At 67.5% G+C, this 22,876-nt stretch carries 17 protein-coding genes; 11 read left to right on the forward strand and 6 right to left on the reverse strand.

Annotated features, from left to right (window positions below; genetic code table 11):
- Nucleotides 1–109 precede the first annotated feature (109 nt).
- The 7 genes from torT (at nucleotide 110) to MWN34_RS14810 (ending at nucleotide 8,949) form a co-directional block, all read left to right on the forward strand.
- A complete protein-coding gene (gene torT / locus MWN34_RS14780; RefSeq protein WP_247030075.1) occupies nucleotides 110–1,249 on the forward strand; it encodes a TMAO reductase system periplasmic protein TorT in 1,140 nt (379 codons plus the stop codon).
- 306 nt (nucleotides 1,250–1,555) lie between these two features.
- Nucleotides 1,556–3,097, forward strand: coding sequence for a sugar ABC transporter ATP-binding protein (locus tag MWN34_RS14785; protein WP_247030076.1), 1,542 nt, complete (start codon nucleotides 1,556–1,558; stop codon nucleotides 3,095–3,097).
- Complete coding sequence (locus MWN34_RS14790) at nucleotides 3,094–4,146, forward strand: ABC transporter permease (RefSeq protein ID WP_247030077.1); 1,053 nt, start codon at nucleotides 3,094–3,096, stop codon at nucleotides 4,144–4,146. The genes MWN34_RS14785 and MWN34_RS14790 overlap by 4 nt, the downstream gene beginning before the upstream one ends.
- Entirely contained in the window at nucleotides 4,139–5,140 is a 1,002-nt protein-coding gene (locus tag MWN34_RS14795; protein ID WP_247030078.1) for an ABC transporter permease, read from the forward strand. The genes MWN34_RS14790 and MWN34_RS14795 overlap by 8 nt, the downstream gene beginning before the upstream one ends.
- A 76-nt stretch (nucleotides 5,141–5,216) precedes the next feature.
- A complete protein-coding gene (locus MWN34_RS14800; RefSeq protein WP_247030079.1) occupies nucleotides 5,217–6,065 on the forward strand; it encodes an FAD binding domain-containing protein in 849 nt (282 codons plus the stop codon).
- 44 nt (nucleotides 6,066–6,109) lie between these two features.
- Complete coding sequence (locus tag MWN34_RS14805) at nucleotides 6,110–6,583, forward strand: (2Fe-2S)-binding protein (RefSeq protein ID WP_247030080.1); 474 nt, start codon at nucleotides 6,110–6,112, stop codon at nucleotides 6,581–6,583.
- Nucleotides 6,580–8,949 (forward strand): xanthine dehydrogenase family protein molybdopterin-binding subunit, encoded by a 2,370-nt coding sequence (locus tag MWN34_RS14810; RefSeq protein ID WP_247030081.1) that lies wholly within the window; start codon nucleotides 6,580–6,582, stop codon nucleotides 8,947–8,949. The genes MWN34_RS14805 and MWN34_RS14810 overlap by 4 nt, the downstream gene beginning before the upstream one ends.
- A gap of 56 nt (nucleotides 8,950–9,005) precedes the next feature.
- Here MWN34_RS14810 and bhcD read toward each other — a convergent pair whose 3' ends face one another.
- The 3 genes from bhcD to bhcB are packed head-to-tail and all read right to left on the reverse strand — an operon-like array spanning nucleotide 9,006 to nucleotide 12,101.
- The gene (gene bhcD / locus MWN34_RS14815; RefSeq protein ID WP_247030082.1) at nucleotides 9,006–9,968 is read right to left on the reverse strand and encodes an iminosuccinate reductase BhcD; all 963 of its coding nucleotides are present in this window, start codon (nucleotides 9,966–9,968) and stop codon (nucleotides 9,006–9,008) included.
- Nucleotides 9,968–11,143 carry a 3-hydroxy-D-aspartate aldolase BhcC gene (gene bhcC / locus MWN34_RS14820; protein WP_247030083.1) on the reverse strand — a complete coding sequence of 392 codons (1,176 nt, stop codon included), beginning with the start codon at nucleotides 11,141–11,143 and terminating at the stop codon, nucleotides 9,968–9,970. Before bhcC ends, bhcD begins: the two co-directional genes overlap by 1 nt.
- 10 nt (nucleotides 11,144–11,153) lie before the next feature.
- On the reverse strand, nucleotides 11,154–12,101 hold the full coding sequence (bhcB, locus tag MWN34_RS14825; protein ID WP_247030111.1) for a beta-hydroxyaspartate dehydratase BhcB: 948 nt from the start codon (nucleotides 12,099–12,101) through the stop codon (nucleotides 11,154–11,156).
- 544 nt (nucleotides 12,102–12,645) lie between these two features.
- Between bhcB and MWN34_RS14830 the strand changes: the two genes are divergently transcribed.
- Complete coding sequence (locus tag MWN34_RS14830) at nucleotides 12,646–13,611, forward strand: crotonase/enoyl-CoA hydratase family protein (RefSeq protein WP_247030084.1); 966 nt, start codon at nucleotides 12,646–12,648, stop codon at nucleotides 13,609–13,611.
- A 50-nt stretch (nucleotides 13,612–13,661) separates the two neighbouring features.
- Here the strand turns inward: MWN34_RS14830 and MWN34_RS14835 are convergent, their stop codons facing one another.
- From MWN34_RS14835 to MWN34_RS14845, 3 genes are all read right to left on the reverse strand, one after another.
- Complete coding sequence (locus tag MWN34_RS14835) at nucleotides 13,662–16,097, reverse strand: hybrid sensor histidine kinase/response regulator (RefSeq protein WP_247030085.1); 2,436 nt, start codon at nucleotides 16,095–16,097, stop codon at nucleotides 13,662–13,664.
- Nucleotides 16,098–16,173: 76 nt separating this feature from the next.
- Nucleotides 16,174–18,342: an EAL domain-containing response regulator gene (locus tag MWN34_RS14840; protein WP_247030086.1), complete on the reverse strand. Its 2,169-nt coding sequence runs from the start codon at nucleotides 18,340–18,342 to the stop codon at nucleotides 16,174–16,176.
- 350 nt (nucleotides 18,343–18,692) lie between these two features.
- Nucleotides 18,693–19,637: a LysR family transcriptional regulator gene (locus tag MWN34_RS14845; RefSeq protein WP_247030087.1), complete on the reverse strand. Its 945-nt coding sequence runs from the start codon at nucleotides 19,635–19,637 to the stop codon at nucleotides 18,693–18,695.
- A 197-nt stretch (nucleotides 19,638–19,834) separates the two neighbouring features.
- On the opposite strand from MWN34_RS14845, the gene MWN34_RS14850 reads away from it, so the two are divergent.
- The 3 genes from MWN34_RS14850 (at nucleotide 19,835) to MWN34_RS14860 (ending at nucleotide 22,873) form a co-directional block, all read left to right on the forward strand.
- Complete coding sequence (locus tag MWN34_RS14850; protein WP_247030088.1) at nucleotides 19,835–20,680, forward strand: fumarylacetoacetate hydrolase family protein; 846 nt, start codon at nucleotides 19,835–19,837, stop codon at nucleotides 20,678–20,680.
- 11 nt (nucleotides 20,681–20,691) lie between these two features.
- Entirely contained in the window at nucleotides 20,692–21,444 is a 753-nt protein-coding gene (locus tag MWN34_RS14855) for an SDR family NAD(P)-dependent oxidoreductase (RefSeq protein ID WP_247030089.1), read from the forward strand.
- A gap of 115 nt (nucleotides 21,445–21,559) precedes the next feature.
- Nucleotides 21,560–22,873 (forward strand): MFS transporter, encoded by a 1,314-nt coding sequence (locus tag MWN34_RS14860; RefSeq protein WP_247030090.1) that lies wholly within the window; start codon nucleotides 21,560–21,562, stop codon nucleotides 22,871–22,873.
- Nucleotides 22,874–22,876 lie beyond the last annotated feature (3 nt).

Raw genomic sequence — 22,876 nt, forward strand, 5'->3', positions numbered from 1 at the left:
GCGTGCCTCCCGCTTGCGTGCCTCCGCTGTCGCAGCCTTCCAGAACAAAAAACCGAACCAGAACCGGAACAGTCCGAACCAGCCCCTTCCAGCTTCAAGGAACGACACGATGTCCCACCGTGCATCCGCGTCCCGCACCCGCTCCGGCGCTCCGGCCCCGCTCCGGCGCCTCGGCACCCTCGCCCTCGGCACGGTGACCGCCGGCGCGCTTCTGGCCGCCGCGCTCGCCGCCACTCCGACCCCCGCCTCCGCGGCCGACGCGCCGTGGTTTCCGATGAAGATCTACGATTCCTCCTCGGGCACCCCGAAGCCGGCGGAATACACCCCCCTCGCCAAGGCCGAGAAGCCGCACACCATCTGCGTGCTGTTCCCGCACATGAAGGACAGCTTCTGGGTCGCGGTGGCCTATGGCGTCGTCAAGCAGGCCCAGGCGATGGGCGTGAACATGAATCTCTACGAGGCCGGCGGCTATGAGAACCTGCCCAAGCAGCTCTCGCAGTTCGACGACTGCATGGCGAGCGGCGCCGACGCCATCGTGGTGGGCGCCATCTCCGGCGCGGGCCTGATGAAGAAGTTCGAGGAGGCCAAGGCCAAGGGCATTCCGGTGGTCGGCGTCACCAACCCGCTGCCGCCCGACGCGCTGCCGGCGGCGAACTATGTCGACTTCACCGCGATGGGCGAGGTCACCGGCGAGGGCCTGCTGGCGCAGGCCAAGCCCGACGAGGCGCTCAACATCGTCACCTTCCCCGGCCCGGCCGGCTCGGGCTGGGCGGAATCCTTCAATGAGGGCTTCAAGAAGGCCGTCGCCAAGAACCCGAAGGCCAAGATCCTCGGCGAGAAGTTCGGCGATTCCGGCGTCGCGGTCCAGCTCCAGCTCATCCAGGATGCGCTGCAGGCCTATCCTTCCATGAACGTGATCTGGGGCACCGCCCCCACCGCGGAGGCGGCGATCGGCGCGGTTCAGGAAGCCGGGCGGCCCGACATGAAGATCATCTCGTCCTACGAGAACCAGGCGATGCTCGACGCGCTGAACCGTGGCGACATCCTCGCCTTCGCCACGCAATACCCGGTCGGCGAGGGCGCGATCGCGATCGACCAGGCGGTGCGGCTGATCGAGAAGAAGCCGGTGATGAAGCTGGTCCAGCCGATCGCCGCGGTGATCGACAAGACCACCGTGCCGAAGGTCCAGATGGACCTCGTGCTCGCCCCCGCGAGCTGGACGCCGGTCTATTCGGTGAAGGCAAAGTGAGGCGGCGGTGAGGGACCGGCCGGTCGCGGCAGCCGGGAGAACCCTCACCGACCCGCTGCGCGGGCCACCTCTCCCCAGCGGGAGAGGAAAGAACAGGGGTCCCGCCAAGCCGATGGCGGCACCGCCGCCGGCACGCTGCAGCTCCCTCTCCCCGTCGGGGAGAGGGGTGGGGTGAGGGGCCGTGCGCCGCTCGTCCCGGCGACACCCTCGCCGCAGACACCCTCGCCGGAGACATCCTCCCCGGACCCGTGCGCCGACCACGCAGCTTTCGACCGTCCCGCCCGGGACCGGCATCAGGGAGACGAGATGGACATCGACACCACCACCCCGCCGCCGACCGACGCGCCCCTGCTGGCCCTGTCCGGCATCTCGAAGCGCTTCACCGGCGTGAAGGCGCTCGACGGCGTGGATCTCGACGTCAAGGCGGGCGAGCTCCACGTCCTGTTCGGCGAGAACGGGGCGGGCAAGTCGACGCTCATCAACGTCATTTCCGGCACCTTCCCGCCCGACGAGGGCAGCTTCCGTTTCGGCGGCGAGGAGATCCGCCACCTCACCCCGCAGCGGGCACGGGCGATCGGCATCTCCCCCGTGTTCCAGGAATTCTCGCTGGTGCCGAGCCTGACGGTGGAGGAGAACCTGTTCCTCGGCCGCGAGGCCTCCGTCGGCGGGGTGCTGCGTGCCGGCGAGATGCGCAGGCGCGCCGCGGCGCTGATCGAGGAGCTGGGCTTCGATCTCGATCCCGGCGCGCGGGTGGACCGGCTCTCCCGCGCCCACCAGCAGATGACCGAGATCGCCAAGGCCCTGCTCGGCAAGGTGCGCCTGCTGATCCTCGATGAGCCCACCGCCTCGCTGACCGAGCGCGAGACCGGACGCCTGTTCGAGCTGATCGCCAGGCTCAAGGACCAGGGCGTCGGCCTCATCTATGTCTCGCATCGCATGCGCGAGATCCGCGCGCTGGCCGACCGGGTCACGGTGCTGCGCGACGGACGCCACATCCGCACCCTCGACGCCGCCACCGCAACCGATGGCGACCTCGTGGAGCTGATGACCGGGCGGCGGATCGACGTGCTGTTTCCCGAAATTCCGCATGCCCCCGGCAAGGTCGTGGTGGATGTCGAGAATCTCACCCTCGCCGACGGCACGGTGAAGGAGGTGAACCTTTATGCGCGCGCCGGGGAGATCACCGGCATCGCCGGGCTGGTCGGCTGCGGCAAGTCCGAGCTGGTGCGCGCCATCTACGGACTGGAGCCGGTCGCCGACGGCACGGTGCGCATCCACGGCACGCCCTATGAGGCGCCCACCGCGCGGCAAAGCCTGAAGCGCGGCATCGCCTATTTCCCCGCCAACCGGGTGGCGGAGGGCCTCGCTTTGTCCCGCCCCATCCGCGAGAACGCTTCCCTCACCGCACTCGACCTCGATCGCTTCGCCCGCTTCGGGGTGCTGCGGCAGGGCGCGGAGCGCAGCGCGGTCGGCGCCATCATGGAACGGCTGAAACTCCGCCCGCCCAATATCGAGCGGCCGGTCGGCGCGCTGTCCGGCGGCAACCGGCAGAAGGTGATGCTGGGCCGCGCGCTCACCCGCGAATTATCGGTGTTCCTGTTCGACGAGCCGAGCGTCGGCATCGATGTCGGCGCAAAGCTGGAGGTCTATGCCTTCATGAAGGCGCTGGTCGAGGCCGGCGCGGCGGTGATCGTGGTGTCCTCCGAACTGCCGGAGGTGCTGGCGCTGTCGAACCGGCTCTATGTCATGCATCACGGCCGCGTCGCCGCCGAGCTGACCGGCGCGGACAAGACCGAGCAGAACGTGCTCGCCAGCTTCTTCCGCGAAGAAATGACGGAGGCGGCATGACCCCGACGACCGGCGCGACCACCGGCACCACCGCCCCCGGCACCGCCCATTCCCTCGCGAGCGCGGCCCGGCCCCACAGCCTCGGGCTGCTGCGGCGCATCGGCTTCCTGCCGGTGCTGCTGGTGGCGCTGGTCGCCGGCATGGCGGCGACCGACCCGCAATTCTACGGGCCGATCAACATCCTCAACATCCTGCGCAATACCGCCTTCCTCACCATCGTGGCCTGCGGGCAGGCCATGGTCATCATCGCCGGGGGCTTCGATCTCTCGGTGGGCGCGGTGGTGGCGCTGGCGAGCGTGGTGTCGGCCAAGGTGATGGCGGTGACGCTGGCCGCCTTTCCCGGCAGCGAGGGCCTCGCCACCGCCGCCGGCGTCGCCGCCGGGCTCGGGGCGGGACTGGCGGTCGGGCTGGTCAACGGGCTGTGCGTCGCCCGACTGAAGGTGTCGGGCTTCATCGTCACGCTTGGCACCATGTCGGCCACCACCGGCGTCGCGCTCATGATCACCTCGGGCATCCCGGTCTACGGCATGCCGCAGGGCTTCGTGAAGGAGTTTGGCCGCGCCCAGTTCCTCGGCCTGCCCACTGCAGTCTATGCCGCGCTGCTGGTGCTGGCGTTGATGGTGTTCATCCAGCGCCGCACCCTGTTCGGACGCTATGTCTACGCCATCGGCGGCAATGCGGACGCGGCCGTGGTGTCCGGCGTTTCCATCAACCGGCACCTCGTCGGCACCTATATGCTGTCCGGCCTGCTGGCCGCGCTCACCGGCCTGCTGCTGACCGCGCAGGTCGGTTCCGGGCAGGCCTCGCTCGGCGGCGACCGCATGATGCTGCAATCCATCGCCGCCGCGGTGATCGGCGGGGTCAGCCTGCGCGGCGGCATCGGCCGGGTGGAGATCGTGGCGCTGAGCGCGCTGTTCCTCACCATCCTCGGCAATGCGCTGAATCTCCTGCACATCGATTCGCGGCTGCAGCCGGTCTTCCTCGGCGCGATCATGGTCGCCGCCGTGGCGCTGGACGAGCTGGGCCGCCGGAGGAACGCCCGTGTCTGACATCGACGCCGCCCCCTCCCCCTCCGGCCTTCCCGCGCTGCGCCGCCTCGCGGTGCAGGCCGCGCTGCCGATCGCGCTGGTGCTGCTGCTGCTCGCCTTCGCCGCGGTGGACATGCGGGTGCTCTCGCTCGCCAACCTGCTCAACATCGCGCAACAGACCAGCTATCTCGCTTTGTTCGCCATGGCGCAGACCGTGGTGATCCTGACGCGGGGCTTCGACCTCGCGCTGGGGCCGACCGTCTCCATGGTCAGCGTCGGCGCGGCGCTCGCCATGGCGAGCGGGGTGGCAGCGGGATACGACCCCGGCCTGGTGCTGCTGATGGGCCTTGCCGCCGGCTTCGGCCTCGGCATCGCCTGCGGCACCTTCAACGGCGCCGTCATAGCGCTGCTTGGGGTCAGCCCCTTCGTCGCGACGCTCGGCAGCTACAACATCGCCATCGGCATCGCCACCACCCTCTCCGGCGGGCGCCCGGTGCAGGGGGTGCCGGATCTGTTCTCGCACCTGTTCTATGGCGGCAGCATCGCCGGAATTCCGGCCGCCATCCTTATCGCCGCCCTGGTCGGCATCGTCCTGCATCTGGTGCTGACCCGCACGGTCTACGGCCGCGCGCTCTATGTCATCGGCACCAATCCGCGCGCCGCCGCCGTCGCCGGGCTCCCGGTGAAGGCGATCCTGGTGGCGACCTACATCCTGTGCTCCACCCTCGCCGCCCTGGGCGCGCTGATGATGACGGCGCGCACCGGCTCGGGCGAGCCCAACCTCGGCGGCTCGCTGTCGCTGCAGGCCATCGCCGCCGCCGTGGTGGGCGGCACCAGCCTCGCCGGCGGACGGGGCGGCGTCGGCACCGCGGTGGTGGGGGCGCTGTTCGTCACCATCCTGTCGAACGGCATGAACCTCACCCGCATCGACGGCTATGTGCAGATGGTGGTGCTCGGCGCCATCGTCATCGCCGGCGTGGTGCTCGACCGGATCCGGCTGGAGCAGCGCGGATGAGACGGGACCAACCGTACGCTGGACTCATCGTCCACCACACCGGACTGATCGGCCACTCCGGCGCGGAGGCCTGCGCATGATCGACACACACCCCTCCCTCTATATCGCCCCGACGCTCGGGGACGCCCTGTCCGCGCTCGGCGAGCGCGGCGCGGAGGGTGCGGCTTTCGCCGGCGGCACCTGGATCATGCGCGCACCGATCCGTCACCAGCCGCTCGGCCGGGCCTATGTAGCACTGGGAAAGATCGAGGAACTGCAACGGGTTGATGTCACTCCAGCGCACGTCGAGATCGGCGCCTGCGCGACCCACGCGACGATCGCCGCCGCTCTCGCTCCCTGTTCCGACCTCGCCGTGCTGGCCGAGGCCGCAGGCCGCTCCGCCAATCCCGCCGTGCGTTCGGCGGCCACAATCGGCGGCAACCTGATGGCTGCCGACTTCGCCGCCGCCGATCTGGTTCCGGCGCTGCTCTGCCTCGAAGCGAGCGTTGAGATCGTCGCGAGAGACGGCGTCGAGCGGATGACGATATCCGATTTTCTCTTGAAACGACAATATCTTGCATGCGATCGCCTGCTCAGCCGCATCCGGATCGAGCGCGCCGACCGCCGCAGCGCCCATACCCGCCTGCCGCTGCGCAAGGCCGGCGATTATCCCGTCGCCATCGTGAGCCTGTCCGCCCGGATCGAAGCCGGACGCCTGATGGAACCGCGCATCGCCGTCGGCTCGGTCGAGCCCGTCGCCCGCCGCTGGACCCCGCTGGAGGCGGCTCTGGAGGGCGCGCCCATCGACATCGCGGCAGCACGCCACGCAGCCGAGGCCTACGCCGCCTATTTCCAGGGGCGCGAGGGAATCGAGGCGCCCGGCTGGTATCGCATCAGCGTGCTACCCGCCCTCATTGGTCGCGCCCTCCAGTCTCTATCGTCGTAAGACTTTGTTTTATCGTGTTCATTTCGTATGCGGGAGACGGCCTCATGACCCTGCGCCTCACCATCAACGGCCGGGAGAGCCTCGCGCCCGACGACCCGATGACGCCGCTCGTCGACCTGCTGCGGGAGCGCTTCCACCTCACGGGGGCGAAGCCGGTGTGCCGCGAGGGCTTCTGCGGTGCCTGCCTCGTGATGATCGACGGCGAGCCGACCCTGTCCTGCCTCACCCCCGGCGGCCTCGCCGAAGGGCGTGACATCCGCACCATCGAGGGCCTGTCCCCCGCCGGGCGTCTCAACCCGGTACAGAACGCGCTGGAAGCGCATGACGCCGTGCAATGTGGGATGTGCTTTCCCGGCATGGTGATGACGCTGACCCACGCGCTCCGCCGCAACGCCGCGCCGAGCCGCGAGGAACTGCGCCACGCGCTGACCGGAAACACCTGCCGCTGCACGGGTTACGAGCGCATCCTCGATGCCGCCCTCTCAGCCGCCGGCGCGCTGCAGGGAGGCGAGCCATGAGCGAAATCTCCACCGTCGATCCCTCCGCCGCGGTCATGGACCTTAAGCGCCGCGACGCTCGGGACAAGCTCACCGGCCGCACCCGCTACACCATGGACCGTGCGGGCGCCGGGATGCTCCACGCCGCAGTGCTGCGCTCGCCTCTCGCGGCCGGCCGCATCCGGCGGCTCGACACCTCGCGCGCCGCCGCCCTCACCGGCGTCCACGCGATCGTGACCGCCGACGACGCGCCGGGCCTCGTCGGCATCGGCATTGCCGATCATCCGCTCTTCGCCCGCGACGTGGTGCGCTATATCGGCGAACCGCTGGCCGCCGTGGCCGCCGAGCGGCCGGAAGACGCCGCTGCCGCGCTCGCCGCGATCGAGATCGAGATCGAGCCGCTGCCCGCCGTCATCACCATGGCGGACGCGCTGGCCGAGGGCGCGCAACTCGTTCACCCGGGCTGGCAAGACTATGAGGTCCTGTTCGAGGGTGGCCGCCGCGAGGGCAACGTCGCGTGGGAGGCGACCGCGATCCGCGGCGATGTAGACGCCGCCTTCGCGCGCCCCGACGCGGTGATCGTCGAGAACACGTTCCGCGTCGGCCGGCAGAATCACTTGGCCTTCGAGCCTCGGGCCGTGGTTGCACATTACGAGGATGGCCGCTTCCACATCGAAACCTCGACGCAGGTGCCATGGACCGTGCGCAACGCGACCGCGCGCGTGCTCGGCGTGCCGGCTTCCGAGGTGCGCGTGACGGTGCCTCCGGTCGGCGGCGGCTTCGGGCTGAAATTCGACATGGCGATCGAGCCCTTCGCCGCCCTTCTGGCGCGGGCAAGCGGGCGCACGGTGCGGCTTGTCAATTCCCGCGAGGAGGAGATGCTGACCTGCCTGTGCCGGGAAAACGCCGAGATCCGCATCCGCTCGGCCGTGACCCGGGCCGGCGAGATCCTCGGGCGCGAGGCAGTGGTGCTGATGGATTGCGGCGCCTATGGCGGCGAGCAGATCTTCCTCACCACCATGACCGCGCATACGCTGGGCGGGAACTACCGGGTGGGCGCGAGCCGTCTGGTGTCGCGCGCGATCTACACCCACACTGCGCCGAACGGTGCGTTCCGCGCCTGCAACGGCGTCTACAACACCTTCGCGCTGGAGCGGCATACCGATGAGATCGCGCAGGCGATCGGCATGGATCCGCTCGCCTTCCGCTATCGCAACGTGCTCGGCGACGGCGATCTCGGCGCCACCGGCCAGCGCTATGAGGGCGAGGTGCTGCGCCCGATGCTGGAGCGGATGGACACGCTTCGGGGCATCCCCACCGCCGCGACACGCATGGCCGACGGCCGGCTCTACGGCCGCGCCACTACGGTCGGCACCTGGTTCGTCTTCACCGGGCCCTCCGCGGCAACGGTGAACATGAATGCCGATGGCAGCGCCACGCTGGTCACCTCCGGGGTGGAGATCGGTTCCGGCTCGATGATGACCGGGCTACCGCAGATCGTGGCGGCGACGCTCGGCATCCGGCCAGAGGACGTCGTGGTGCGGCAGGCCGATACCGATGCAGCGGGCTTCGATGTCGGGGTGGGCGGCGGCCGCACAACCGTTTCGCTCGGCGCCGCCAGCCTCGCCGCCGCCGGCGAGGTGCGGGGCAAGCTGCTGCGCGTCGCTGCCGACATGCTGGACGCCGATCCCGAGCACCTGACGATCCGGGAGGGCCGGATCGAGGTGGCAGGCTCCAACGGCCCCGGCCTGAGCATCGCCGAGGTCGCGAGTCGGGCGCAGACGCTGCTCGGGCCGATCGCCGGCACCGGCGGCTTCACCAGCAAGGGAACGCCGGCCATGTCCGGCTGTGCGGCGGGACACTTCATCGACGCGCTCGATATCCCGGTCTTCGCCGTCCATGACTGCGAGGTCGCGGTCGATCCCGACACCGGGCATGTCGAGATGCTGGCCTATCGCGTGGTGCAGGATGTCGGCCGCGCGCTCAACCCGCGCGCCATTCTCGGCCAGATTCAGGGCGGTGTGGTGCAGGGGATGGGCTATGCCCTTCAGGAAGAGGTGACGATCGGGTCGGAGGGCAACATCCTGCAAACCGGCTTCGAGACCTATCGCGTGCCGCTGGCGCCCGATGTGGTGCCGGTGGAGGTTTCGCTCTATGAGGGCGCGCCCTCGCTCGGTCCTCTCGGCATCAAGGGCGCGGGCGAGGTGCCGATCCTGAATGTGGGCGCCAGCGTCGCCTGCGCCGTGGCCAACGCCATCGGGCGGCCGGTTCATGAGCTGCCGCTGACGCCGCCCCATGTCGCGGCGCTGATGCTGGGACGACGGAGCGCGCCGGTCCTGCCGCATATCGCCGGGCGCTGGACGGACAATCTGGTGAAGAAGGCCTGAACGAGGGATGCCCGGCCTTTCGACCGGGCATCCGAACCTTCAAGGATCGATGAGCCTCACACCTCGACCGACGTGGCGATGCCCTTGGCCTTGGCGAGCTCGACGACGGCCGCCGCCACAGCGAGATCCTGCAGGCCGACGCCGGTGCCGTCGAAGATCGTGACCTCGGCCTCGCCGCGGCCGGGATTGTCGCCCGTCACAACCGCCCCGAGTTCGGCGATCGCGTCCTGCGCGATCAGGCCCTGCGCGACGGCATGCTGGAACTCGCCGATGGTCACCGACTGAGCGATCTCGTCCGCGAACAGCCTGGCCCGCGCCACCAGAGCCGGGTCGAGCTCCTGCTTGCCCTTGGTGTCGGTGCCCATCGCCGCGATGTGGGTCGGGCCCTTCACATGCTCGCTCAGCAGCAGTGGTCCGAACGATGAGGTGATCGAGATGATCACATCCGCTTCAGCACCCAGTCGGTCCAGTTCCACCGCCTCGAACGGCAGGCCGATCTCGGCCGCGGTGGCCTTGAGCCGGCCCAGCATCTCGGGATGCGGGTTCCAGCCGAGCACCTTCTCGAAGGCGTGGGCCTTCGCCGCCGCCCGCATCTGGAAGGCGGACTGGTGGCCGGCGCCGATCATGCCCAGCACCTTCGCATCCTTGGGCGCGAGGTACTTGATCGACACCGCGCTCGCCGCCGCCGTGCGCAGGGCGGTGAGCAGGTTGCCGCCCACCGCCGCGCTGACGCGGCCGGTGTCGGGATCGAACAGGAACACGGTCGACTGGTGGTTGATCAGCCCGTGCTTCTGATTGTGCGGCCAGTAGCCGCCCGCCTTCAGGCCGAGCGCGAGGCCCGCGCCGTCGAAGCCACCCTTGAAGCCGTAGAGCGCGTCCTCGTGGCCGATGGCCTCGCGCACGACGGGGAAGTTGTAGGCCTTGCGGCGCGCCATCGAAGCGAAGACCGCCTCGATGGCCTCGAACGCGGCTTCCGGGGTCATGAGCCCGGCAATGTCCTTTTCGGCGACGACAAGCATCAATAGGCCTTTCCACGCGCCGAGACCGGCCACACCGCCTCGACCTTGCCGCCGCGGACGCCGACATACCAGTCATGGACGTTGCAGGTCGGGTCGCAATGGCCGGGCACGAGGCGCAGCTTCTCGTTCACCTTGAGCACGCCGTTCGGATCCTCGATCACGCCATGCTCGTCCGAGCACTTGATGTACTTCACATCATCGCGGCCGAAAACGACCGGCAGGCCGGAATCCACCGACTGCGCCTTCAGACCGGCATCGCACACCGCGAGAGCAGGCTTGGCATGGCTCATCACCGAGGTGAGGATGAACAGCGAGTTCTCCCATTCGCCCTTGTCGATGCGCTTGCCGTCCTTGTCGTGGATGCGGCCGTAATCGGCATCCATGAAGGCGTAGGAGCCGCACTGCAGCTCGTTGTACACGCCCGAGGCGGACTCGAAGTAATAGGAGCCGGTGCCGCCGCCGGAGACGAATTCCGGCTTCAGGCCCGCGGCCTCCAGCGCCTCGACCGCTTCCTTCACCTGTGCCACGGCGGCATCGAGCTTCTCCTTGCGGGCCTCGTAGCTGTCGAGGTGCTGCATGGCGCCCTGATAGGCCTGGATGCCGCGGAAGGTGAGGTTCGGCGCGGCGGCGGCCGCCTTGGCGATCTCGACCACCGCTTCCTTGGTCTTCACGCCGCAGCGCCCGGCGCCGCAGTCGATCTCGACGAAAATGCCGATCTCGGTGCCGTGCTTCTGCGCGGCCTTCGAGATTTCGGCCACGTTGCTCACATCGTCGACGCAGACCGTGACCGTGGAGCCGAACTTCGGGAGGCGGGCGAGGCGGTCGATCTTGGCGGGGTCGCGCACTTCATTGGTGACAAGGACGTCCTTGATACCGCCGCGGGCGAACACCTCGGCCTCCGACACCTTCTGGCAGCACACGCCCACGGAGCCGCCGAGGCGCTCCTGAAGCTTCTGCACGTCGACCGACTTGTGCATCTTGCCATGGCTGCGGTGGCGCATGCCGTGCGAGGCGGCATAGTCGCCCATCTTCTTGATGTTGCGCTCCAGCGCGTCGAGATCGAGGATCAGACACGGGGTCTGGATGTCGGCCTCGTCCATGCCGGGAACGGCGGGAATGTCGTAGCCGACTTCATAGCCGGAGAAATCCGGAGAGATGTCCGTCTTGGCGTTCATGGCGGTTTCCTCAGTTCCAGGGCAGCTTGTCGAGGTCGACATTGCCGCCGGTGATGATGACGCCCACGCGCTTTCCGGCAAACACGTCGGGGTTCTTGATAATGGTGGCCAAAGGCACGGCGCTGGAAGGCTCCATGACGATCTTCATGCGCTTCCAGATGAGCTTCATCGCGTCGACGATCTCCTCCTCGGTCGCGGTGAGGATATCGGTGACGTGGTTGCTCACGAAATGCCAGGTGAGATCCTTCAAAGGCACCTTCAGGCCATCGGCGATGGTTTCCGGCGCGTCGTCGGCGATGATGTGGCCGGCACGGAAGCTGCGGGCGGCATCGTCCGCGTTCAGCGGCTCGGCGGCATAGATCTTGATGGAGGGGGCGAGGCTGGACAGCGTGAGACAGGTGCCCGACACCATGCCGCCGCCGCCGATCGGCGCGACGACCGCGTCGAGGCCATCCACCTGCTCGATCAGCTCGGCCGAGCAGGTCGCCTGGCCGGCGATGACGCGCGGGTCATTATAGGGGTGGACGAACTCCGCGCCGGTCTCGGCGACGACCTCGGCGAACACCGCCTCGCGCGAGGAGGTCGAGGGCTCGCATTCCACCACGCGCCCGCCATAGCCGCGCACGGCATCCTTCTTGGCCTGCGGCGCGGTCCGGGGCATGACCACGGTGCAGGGAATGCCACGCCGTCCGGCCGCATAGCTGAGGCAGGTGCCGTGATTGCCGCTCGAATGGGTGGCGACGCCCCGGGCCGCCTGCTCGTCGGTGAGACCGAACACCGCATTGGAAGCGCCGCGCGCCTTGAAGGCACCCGCCTTCTGGAAGCTCTCGCACTTGAAGAACAGCTCGGCGCCGGTGAGCTCGTTCAGCATCCGCGAGGTTAGGACCGGCGTGCGGTGGATGTAATCGTTGATCCGCGCACGCGCGGCAATCATGTCGTCCAGGGTCGGGATGTACATGTCGGCGGCCTTCAGCATGTGCTGCCCGGGGCGTCGGGCGTTGGGTCTTCGCAAGAGGCGGGCAGGTGGATCAGCGCCCGGAACGCCCGGGGCGCGCACCGGCCAAGCGGCGGGAAGCTGCGACCGCGCCGTCCGGCAACCGTCCTGTCGGGAAACATCGTCAAGAGCACACCCGCTGCTGCGACCTCTTAGAGCACCTATATAGGCGATCGGTCCAGCCGGTGTCATGGGCTGTGACGCCGGCATGCTGCAGCTATACGCGGTTGGAGAACCGCCCGACACCGCGCCCGTGCCGGCGCGCCTTCGCTGTCCCCCGGGCAAAAGATACAGCCTTCGATCCCGTCAAAAGCCCCTGTCCCCGCCCCTCGTGGCGGGATGAGCGGCGAAAGCCCGGTTTCCGATCGAAAAGTACCGCAAACCATCGGTTCCACCCGTAATTTGTGGCTCTCCCATCAAGTCGCGCGCCTAATGTGAGGGTAGCTGACCAGCGCGGTCTGTGCCGCTTGGCGGTTATCAACCCACCACTCACTCATGGAGCGACAACATGTCCTTTATCCACAAGAGCAGCGACGACGCTTTCCGTAACGACACCGTGACCGACGCCACGCGCTTTGCCATAGACCGGGCCGTGCGCACAATCCACGACGGCGGCTACGAGAATCTCCGGCTCGATATCGACACCACCAACGCCACGTGCTGGTGCTACATGAAGCCGGTGGAGAAGCCCTCCTACACCCATGCGCTGATGGGCGACATCAGCCGGATGCAGACGGCAATCACCCGCAGCTTCGCCGAAATCTCCAGCCCGCGTGCGACGCCCTTCTCCTGGTTCGTGATGGCCTCGGACGTGCCCGGCATCTACAATCTGGGCGGCGACCTCGGCCATTTCGCCCAGCGCATCCGCACACGTGACCTCGACGCCATGCGCCATTACGGCCATGTCGCGGTCAAGGCGATTCACCGCAATGCTGTCGCGTTCGATGCCCCCATCGTGACCATGGCCCTGGTGCAGGGCGATGCGCTCGGCGGCGGCTTCGAGCATGCCCTCTCCTTCGACCTCATCGTTGCGGAACGCAGCGCCAAGCTCGGCCTGCCGGAGATCCTGTTCAACATGTTCCCCGGCATGGGCGCCTACAGCTTCCTGTCGCGGCGTATGGACCGCGCCAAGGCGGAAGCGCTCATCCTGTCCGGGCGGATCCACACCGCCGAGGAACTGCACGCCATGGGCGTGGTCGACGTGCTGGCCGAGGACGGCCAGGGTCAGCAGGCGGTCATGGACTACATCGCCCGCCACAACCGCAAGCAAAACGCCCACCAGGCGACCTACAAGGCTCGCCGGCGCGTCAATCCCGTCACGCTGGAGGAACTCATCGACGTGGTCGACATCTGGGCTGAAGCCGCGCTGAATCTCACCGAGGCGGACCTGCGGAAGATGGACCGCCTGTGCACCGCGCAGAATCGCCGGCTGGCTGGGCTTGAGGCACCCATGCCGCTCCTCGCGGCCGAGTGATGTCCTGGCCTGTACAACCCGGCGGGACCCCCGCCCGCCGGGTTGCGACGTCAACCGAGGTTGAGCATCCGCTCCGAACAGGCGCGCATGACCTCCCGGGTCCTGCGCAGTTCGGCGTCGGCCTGCCGCTGCAATTCGACGACGCCGGCGCGCAGTTCGTCGGCGCGCAGTTCGCGCCACGGCGCACAGAGCGAGCCCAGCGCCAGCGCACCGACATTGGCGGAACAGCTCTGCAGGGCGTGAGCCTCGTTGCGGAAAGCCATGAGGTCGCCTCGGCGGGCCGTCTCGATCACGCGCTGGATAATGACCTCCGCGTCGACCAGATAGTCCTCCATCAGCTCCGCGACGAAGCGCGGGCCGCCGAGCTGGCGCAGGCTCTCGATGGCTTTGTCGTCCACCACCGCCCCCGAGCCGCGCCCCGGATCGGCCTCTTCTCCTGACCCCGTCGGTTCGACGAGCCGCAACGGCACCGGGACGAGCGTGCCCCCTCCGCGCGCGAGGCGATCGACCGCAGCCAGAAGGACGGCAGGCTCGACCGGCTTGATGAGGCAGTCGTCCATTCCGGCATTGCGCCAGCGCTCGTCATGCAGCGCGGTCGCATCAGCCGTGAGCCCGACGATGGGTAGCCGATCCTTGCCCTGACCGGCATCCATCATCCGGTAGAGCTTGGTTGCCTCGAGCCCGTCCGTGTCGGGCATGTTGAAGTCCATCAGCACCAGATCGAGCGCGTCGGCCTTTTCGCCGAGCAGGTCAAGCGCCTCATCGCCGGTCTCCGCGACCAGCACGGAATGCCCGGCTCCTTCCAGAATGCGGCGGAAGACCTTCTGGTTGATGCGGTTGTCGTCGGCCAGCAGCAGACGACGCGGCCGGCTCGGAAGCAAACGCTGCAGGGTGGTGGCCGGCCCGGTCGCCGGCAGGATGATACGGCAGGCAACGGTCAGCGCCCGCTTCAGCTCGGCTGCGGTCGGAGCGGTCCCCAGCACGGATGCGCAGCGGCGCTGCGTCTCCATGTCGGGCAGATCGGCTCCTGCATCCGGCCGGATGAGGATCGCCTTGGGTGGCGGCCCCTGGACCGAGGGCGCCGGCAGTGCCAGGAGGCGGGTGTCCGGCTCGAACAGCAGGCGGATGGCGCCCGCCGCGTTCGCCGGAAACATCCGCAGCGGCCCCAGCCTGGGATCCGCGAGGATCGGGCGGATGCCGAGCGTCAGAAGCGCCTCGCGAACGCCGGCGAGCGGCGCTGGATCGCGACAGACCAGCACGACTTCGCGGCCGCGCCACGCCTCGTCGTCGATCAGCTCGTCGTCGGAAAGGGGTTCGACCACGGCATGGAAACGGAAAGTGCTGCCCTCGCCCGGGGCGCTTTCGACGGTGATTGTCCCACCCATGAGGCCGACTAGCCGACGGGTGATCGAAAGCCCGAGCCCCGACCCGCCGAAACGGTTGAGAATGCTGGAATCGGCCTGGGTGAAATCCTCGAAGATGCGCTGCTGGTCCGCCGGCGCGATGCCGATGCCGGTATCGGACACTTCGATCGTCAGCCGGAGTGTGCCGTCCTCGGCCGGCCGGGCATCGACGGCCAGTGTCACTCCGCCCTCATGGGTGAATTTGACCGCATTGCCGACCAGATTGACCAGAACCTCATGCAGGTGCTGGCGGCTGCCGCTCAAGTGAAGCGGGGTGCGCGGCGTCACGTGGATGTCGAAGGAGAGGCCCCGCTCGCGCGCCTGACTTTCCACCAGCCGACGCGCATCGACGAGCAGGGCCAGCAGGTCGAACGGCTCGTCCGGTACCGGCATTCGGCCGGCCTCGATGCGGGAGAGATCCAGCAGGCTGTCGATCAGGGTCCGAAGCGATCGGGTGGCGACATCGACCGTCTCCACCATTTCGCGCTGCTCCGGCACCAGGGGCGTGACGCGCAGCAGCCCGGTCATGCCGACAATGGCGGTGAGAGGGGTGCGCAGCTCGTGGCTTACGCTGGCAAGGAAGAGGCTCTTGGCCTGGCTCGCCTCTTCCGCCGCCTTGGTGGCATGGGAAAGCTTGCGGATCAGCGTGCCTGCATAGGCCGGAAGAATGACGAGGCCGACCAGAAGGCCGATCGAGAGGTGCAACTGGCCATGCCAATATGGCGTCGTCCAGACCATGATCGCGAAGCTGATGGTGGCGACGGGTATGGCAATGGCGAGCTGCGGCAGGCCGAAGCGGAAACCATTGCCGAAGATGACCCACAGATAGATCGGGAAGAACAGCGCCGCGATCTCGCCTCCCAGATGGAGCTGCCACGACAGGAAGCCGCAGTCGAGCAGCAGCGCGAACAGACGGCGCCCGCGCGAGACTCCCGGGAAAAGGATGATGTGCCCGAGCACGCCGACGGCGAGCGGTATGTAGAGCGCCATGACCCGCAACGCATCGCCGACATCACTTGTCTTGCGGTTCAGCAGGAGCACGATGACGATGATGACGGAGAAGACGAGCCGGTTGTAGCTCATCTCATGTTCACTGTCGGGACGATCGTGCAGACGGGCGGCCATCCATCGCACTGGCGCGACCGCCGTCCACACGGCGCTAGTGCCGGCCGGCATGCGTCCGTCCCGTGCCGGGTCGCGTGCCCACGGCTTCGGCCTCGCGCGCCAGAAGCCACTCGACGAAGGCGTCGGGCGGGATCGGCCGGCTGAAATAATAGCCCTGCACCTCGTCGCACCCCTCGGCCTGCAGAACCGCGAGCTGTGCTTCCTCCTCCACGCCTTCGGCCAGCACCTGCAGGTTCAGGATATGGCCGAGGTCGATGATGGTCCGCACGATGGCGAGCGCACGCGGACCATGCGCCAGATCCCTCACGAAGGAACTGTCGATCTTCAGCCGGTGCAGCGGAAAGTTGCGGATATAGTTGAGTGACGAATAGCCGGTGCCGAAGTCATCAACCGAGAGGCTGACGCCAAGCGAGCGCAGGGATTCCATCTCCGTGATGACCTGTTCGTCATGGCTGATGAGAATGCCCTCGGTCAGTTCCAGCTCCAGCAGGTCCGGCTGCAGCCCGCTCTCCAAGAGCACGTCGCGCACGAGTTCGCCAACCTTCTGCCGCTGGAACTGGATGGGCGAGAGATTGACGGCGACGCGCAACGCGCCGAGCCCCGCCCGCTGCCATGCCGCGCCCTGGCGACACGCCTCCCGCAGCACCCATTCGTTGATCGCCATGATGAGGCCGCTCTCCTCGGCGAGGCCGAGGAAGGCGTCCGGCCGCAACAGGCCGCGGTCGGGATGGTGCCAGCGCAGCAGGGCTTCCGCGCCGACCACCCTGTTGGTGCGCAGGTCGACAAAGGGCTGATAGTGCAGCTCGAACTCATGCCGCTTGACCGCGCTGCGCAGTTCGCTCTCGAGCTGCGCAGCCTTGCTCGCATGCGAGGCCATGTCGGCCGAGAAAAACCGCCAGGTCCCTCCCCCGAGCGATTTCGCCAGGTACATCGCCTGGTCCGAATTGCGCAGCAGCTCGTCCGGATCCGTCCCGTCCGACGGAGCGATGGTGACGCCGATGCTTGCGCCGATCTTCACCGCGTCCAGCTCGTCGTCCTCCGCGGTGAGCATGTCCAGGATCTCCTGGGCGAACCGACCCGCATCCTCGGGCCCATCGATATCCGGCTGGAGAACGGCGAATTCGTCGCCGCCCAGCCGCGCCACCGTATAGGTGGGACGCACGAGGCGCGTCAGACGCTCGGCGACACTTTGCAGCAAACGATCGCCACGCTGGTGGCCATCGGCGTCGTTCACCGCCTTGAAGCGGTCGAGATCGATGAAATGCAACGCGAAATTCTGGTCCCCGCGACGGCCCCGTGCGAGTTCGCGACGCAGATGGTCGCGCAGCATCAGCCGGTTCGGCAGGCCGGTCAGCGAATCGTGGTTGGCGAGATATTCGAGCCGCTTCTCGGCCTGGCGGCGTTCGGTGATATCGATCGACGTGTTCAGTATGCCGGTGACGCGCCCCATGCTGTCGTGGAGCGGCGCCTTGGTGGTCAGGTAGACGCGATGCTCCCCGGAGAGGGTCACCACCTCTTCTTCGCGCGGGAGCAGCGGAGCCCCGTTCCGCAGCACGAGCTGGTCGAGCCTGCGGCTGATATGGCCCCGCTCGTCTCCAAGCAGCGTTTCCACGGAATGCCCCACCAGTTCCGCGGGCACCTTGCCGACGAACGCCGCATGATGGGCGTTGACGAAGACGCAGCGGCCATCGAGATCAACGGCGCTGATGAGCGCGGGAACCGTGTCGATCACCTGCGCCAGCGCGTCCCGGCTCTCCCGGAGCAACAGGTCGGTCGCGTTCAGGTTGAGTTCGAGTTCGTTCGCACGCTGGGTGATGAGCAGGTGCTGGGCGCGCAGCTTCAGCAGGTTGCGCGCCCGGGCCAGGAATTCCACATGGTCCACCGGGCTCAGCAGGAAGTCGGTGGCGCCGGCCTCGAGCGACGAGACACGGAAACTGCGGTCGTCATAGGCCGTAACGACGATGATCGGCAGGTCGCGATGCTGGGGGAGCGCGCGGACGGCGCTGATCAGCGACGCGCCCGTCATGTGCGGCATCTTGTAATCGGTGATAACGAGGTCGGCGGTGTTCTCCGCCAGCCAGTCCAGCGCCTTCCGACCGTTTTCGAAAGTCCGGACACGCACTTCTGTCTGCAGCTGCCGCGACAGTTCCGAGTAGATCCGCCGATTCGTCGAACTGTCGTCGATTATAAGTATTTTGGGCATCACGTCCAACGACCTGGAATGCGAAGCTACATTCTGAATATGCCGTGTGAAAATCCACTCAGGAAACAGAATTACTGAATGGATCTACACGAATGATGCCACTCGTCACCATGCACCTCAACGCAGCCACATCATGCAAAAGGATCAAAGCCGCAGTATGATTCTTCTTCTATCCGCTCGGACTGCATGAACGTTGGCCGTACGTCACTGCCGATCTTTACACATATCATGTTTCCGGCCGTTGCGCGAAAGCGCCGCGAGATCCACCGCCTAAAAGAACACGTCTTTGCCGACCGGAAACCGGGCTCCTGCCAGCGGCCGTCATATCCGTCCCGAGCCGGGCGTGCCATTCACAGACCGGTGGCTTCGGCGGCGACGCTGTGCAGAACGCTGATGAAATCGACCGCCGTCACCGCGAGCGCTTCGCCGCGGCGGGTGATGATGCCGAGCGGGCCTAGCTGGTTCGGCAGGTGCACCGGCAGCCGGCGGAACGTGCCGGCCGCCACACCTTCCACCAGGATCGACTTCGGCAGGCAGGCGACCATTCCGGCCTCGCGCACCAGGTGCAGCGTGGCGAAGATGGAGGTGGTCTCCACCACATTGTTCAATACGCCGATGCCGGCCGAGGCGAAGGTGCTGTCGATCAGCCCGCGCATCGGGCTCGTCGCCGGCTGCAGGACCCACGGCAGCGTTGCCATTTCACCCAGCGAGATCGCGGCGCGCGTCGCAAGGGGGTGATCCGGCGCGACGAACACCCACAATTCCTCCGACGCCAGCGGCTCGATATCGAAGGCGAGGGCATTTCTCGGGTCGATGAAGCGGCCGAGAGCCAGCGAAATCTCGTTGCGCTCAAGGGCCCGCAGCAGAATGTCGCTGGTCGCCGCCAACAGGCGGATCGTCATCAGCGGCCGTCGCCGCTTCAGTTCGGCAATGGCGCGCGGAAGCAGGCCCGGCGTGGTCGCCATGATCGCGCCGATCGACAGGGCACCGAAGCCGCCGGCCTTGAGATTGTCCAGCCCCTCGGAGAAGGTCTCGGTCTCGCGCAGCATCCGCCGGGCATAATCGGCGACGAAACCTCCCAGATCCGTCAGCACCATGCCGCGCGGACGGCGTTCGAACAGCCGGGCACCGACGATGGCCTCCGCGTCCTGGAGGATCTTGGTGGCCGCAGGCTGAGTCATGTTCAGGGCGGCGGCAACCTGATGGAGGTTTCCGGCGCCCGCAAGCGCGTCCAGCACCCGGAGATGCTTGAGACGAAGACGGCCCAGAAGAAGCGAAAGCTGCGGCGACGCCATGCCGATAACGAGATGGAATTGATCAAGTCGAACTTTTCATTATCGCGTTATCGACGGGGTCGCTAGTCGTTTCGGTCGAACAAGAGCAAGAGCCGGCCCGACCGCGGCCAAAGGCCAACGCCACTCCATAACTCGTCAGACCACAGCCGCCGCCCGGACTCCGGAAGCACGATGCGGGTGTGCAGGAGAAGTCGATCATGAAGCTCGTCCGCTATGGCGAACCGGGCCGCGAACGTCCCGCCCTTCTCGACGCCGCAGGCGTGCTCCGCGATCTCTCAGGGATCGTGCCGGACATCGCCGGCGCGGCGCTGCTGCCGGAAGGCCTCGCCGCCATCCGCGCCGCGGATCCAGCGAGCCTGCCCAAGGTGGAAGGCTCTCCCCGCATCGGCGCCTGCATCGGCGGCGTCGGCAAGTTCATCTGCGTCGGCCTCAATTACTCCGACCACGCCGCGGAATCCGGCATGGCGATCCCGGACGAGCCGGTGCTGTTCATGAAGCCGCCGAACTGCATCGTCGGCCCCTATGACAATGTCGAGATTCCCCGCGGTTCTCAGAAGACCGACTGGGAGGTCGAGCTCGGCATCGTCATCGGCAAGACTGCGAAATACGTCTCGGTCGAGAATGCCTATGACCACGTAGCCGGCTATTGCGTGATCAACGACGTGTCCGAGCGGCATTTCCAGCTCGAGCGCGGCGGGCAGTGGGACAAGGGTAAGGGTTGCGACACCTTCGGCCCGATCGGCCCCTGGCTGGTGACGACCGACGAGATCACCGACCCGCACGTGCTCGACATGTGGCTGGAGGTCGACGGCAAGCGCTACCAGAACGGCTCGACCCGTACGATGATCTTCAACGTGCCGTTCATCGTGTCCTACATCAGCAAGTTCATGAGCTTGCAGCCGGGCGACATCATCTCCACCGGCACGCCTCCGGGCGTCGGCCTCGGCCAGAAGCCGCCGGTCTATCTCACCGCCGGCCAGACCATGCGCCTGTCCATCGCCGGCCTCGGCGAGCAGCAGCAGACCACCGTCGCCGCGGCCTGAAGGAGCCTGCCATGAACGCTCTCGACCTCAAGTGCCGCGTCGCCATCATCACCGGCGGCGCCCGCGGCATCGGCTACGCCACCGCCGAGCGCATGCTCAATTCCGGCGCCGCGGTGGCGCTGTGGGACATCGACGCCGAGCGCCTGAAGCAGGCGGCCGGCGAACTCGGTGCCTTTGGCACCGTCTCGACCCATGTGGTCGAGTTGACCGACGAAGCCTCGGTGACGGCGGCGACCGCCGCCGTCGTCGCCGCCCACGGCAAGATCGACATTCTCGTCAACAATGCCGGCATCACCGGCGGCAACGGCAAGCTCTGGGAGCTCGATACGCAGACCTGGCGCCGGGTGGTCGACGTGAATCTTGTCGGACCCTTCCTCACCTGCAAGGCGGTGGTTCCCGAACTGCTGAAGAACGGCTGGGGCCGCATCGTCAACGTCGCCTCGATCGCCGGCAAGGAAGGCAACCCCAACGCCTCGCACTACTCGGCTTCGAAGGCCGGCCTGATCGGTCTCACCAAGTCGCTCGGCAAGGAGCTGGCGACCAGCAACATCCTCGTCAACGCCATTACTCCCGCGGCGGCGAAGACGGAGATCTTCAGCCAGATGAAGCAGGAGCACATCGATTTCATGCTCTCGCGCATTCCGATGAACCGCTTCCTGCAGGTGGAGGAAGCCGCGGCGCTGATCGCGTGGCTGTCGTCCGAGGACTGCGCGTTCTCGACCGGAGCGGTCTTCGACATCTCGGGCGGCCGCGCCGTCTACTGATCCGGAGCGCCGCACGCCGGCGCTCCCAATCCGTCCTGAACAAGACCGCATCGCGCCCGGCACGGGCTGGGCGCGCAAGGGGGTCGCTCGTCATTTTTCCGGGAGGAAGCATCCCATGAACGCCACGCCTGCGCCTCTCGGCGCGACCATCGACAAGGTCACGAAACGGCTGCTGCCGTTCCTGCTGCTCATGTATGTGCTGGCCTTTCTCGACCGGGCCAATGTCGGTTTCGCGAAGAAAGCGTTCCAGGCCGATACCGGCATCTCGGATGCGGCCTTCGCATTCGGCGCGAGCATCTTCTTCCTCGGCTACGCTCTGTTCGAGGTCCCGTCGAACCTCATCATGCACCGCGTCGGCGCCCGGATCTGGATGGCCCGCATCATGGTGACCTGGGGCCTGATCTCGGCGGCGATGATGTTCGCCCATACCGAGACGGTCTTCTATGTCCTGCGCGTGCTGCTCGGCATCGCCGAAGCCGGCTTCTTCCCCGGCGTGATCCTCTACCTCACCTACTGGTTCCCCTCCATGGCCCGCGGTCGGGCGATGGGCCTGTTCTATTTCGGCGCGCCGCTGGCCTTCATCTTCGGTTCGCCGCTATCCGGCCTGCTGCTGGAGTTCGACGGATTCTCGGGCCTGCATGGCTGGCAGTGGATGTTCCTGGTGGAAGGGCTTCTCGCCACGCTGGTCGGCGTCTGGGCCTATTTCTATCTCGACAACCGGCCGAACGAGGCGAAGTGGCTGACCAGTGCCGAGAAGGCGACGCTGGACGCCGCCCTCTCCGCCGAGGAGAACGTGAAGCAGGCCCATGGCCCGCGCGGCACGCTGGCGGCACTCAAGAACGGCCGGGTGCTCTATTTCGCGCTGATCTACTTCATCATCCAGATGAGCGTGTATGGCGTTGTCTTCTACCTGCCCACCCAGGTGGCCAGCCTGCTCGGCACCAAGGTCGGCTTCACCGTGGGGCTCGTCACCGCGATCCCGTGGCTCTGCGCGATGCTCGCCACCTACTTCCTGCCGCGCTGGTCGGATCGGACGGGCGAGCGGCGGCTGTTCGCGGGAGGCATCCTCGTGGTCTGCGCCGCCGGCATCGCCGCCTCCGTCGCCACCAACTCGCCGGTCCTCTCTTTGCTCGCGCTCTGCTTCGCCGCCGCCGGCTTCATCTCGGTGCAGCCGATCTTCTGGACCCTGCCGACCGGCTATCTGGGCGGCATCGCGGCAGCGGGCGGTATTGCGCTCATCAACTCGCTCGGCTCGCTCGGCGGCTTCGTCGCGCCGAATGTGAAGACCTGGGCCGAGACAACCTTCGCCTCGACCTCGGCGGGCCTCTATCTGCTGGCCGGAACGACCCTGATCGGGGCGGTCCTCGTCTTCGCACTGGCCGCGGCCGGCATCGGGCGCGAGGCGCGCGCGCCTGTCACGAACCGCTGATCC

Source organism: Ancylobacter crimeensis, assembly GCF_023016805.1.
Lineage (GTDB): Bacteria > Pseudomonadota > Alphaproteobacteria > Rhizobiales > Xanthobacteraceae > Ancylobacter > Ancylobacter crimeensis.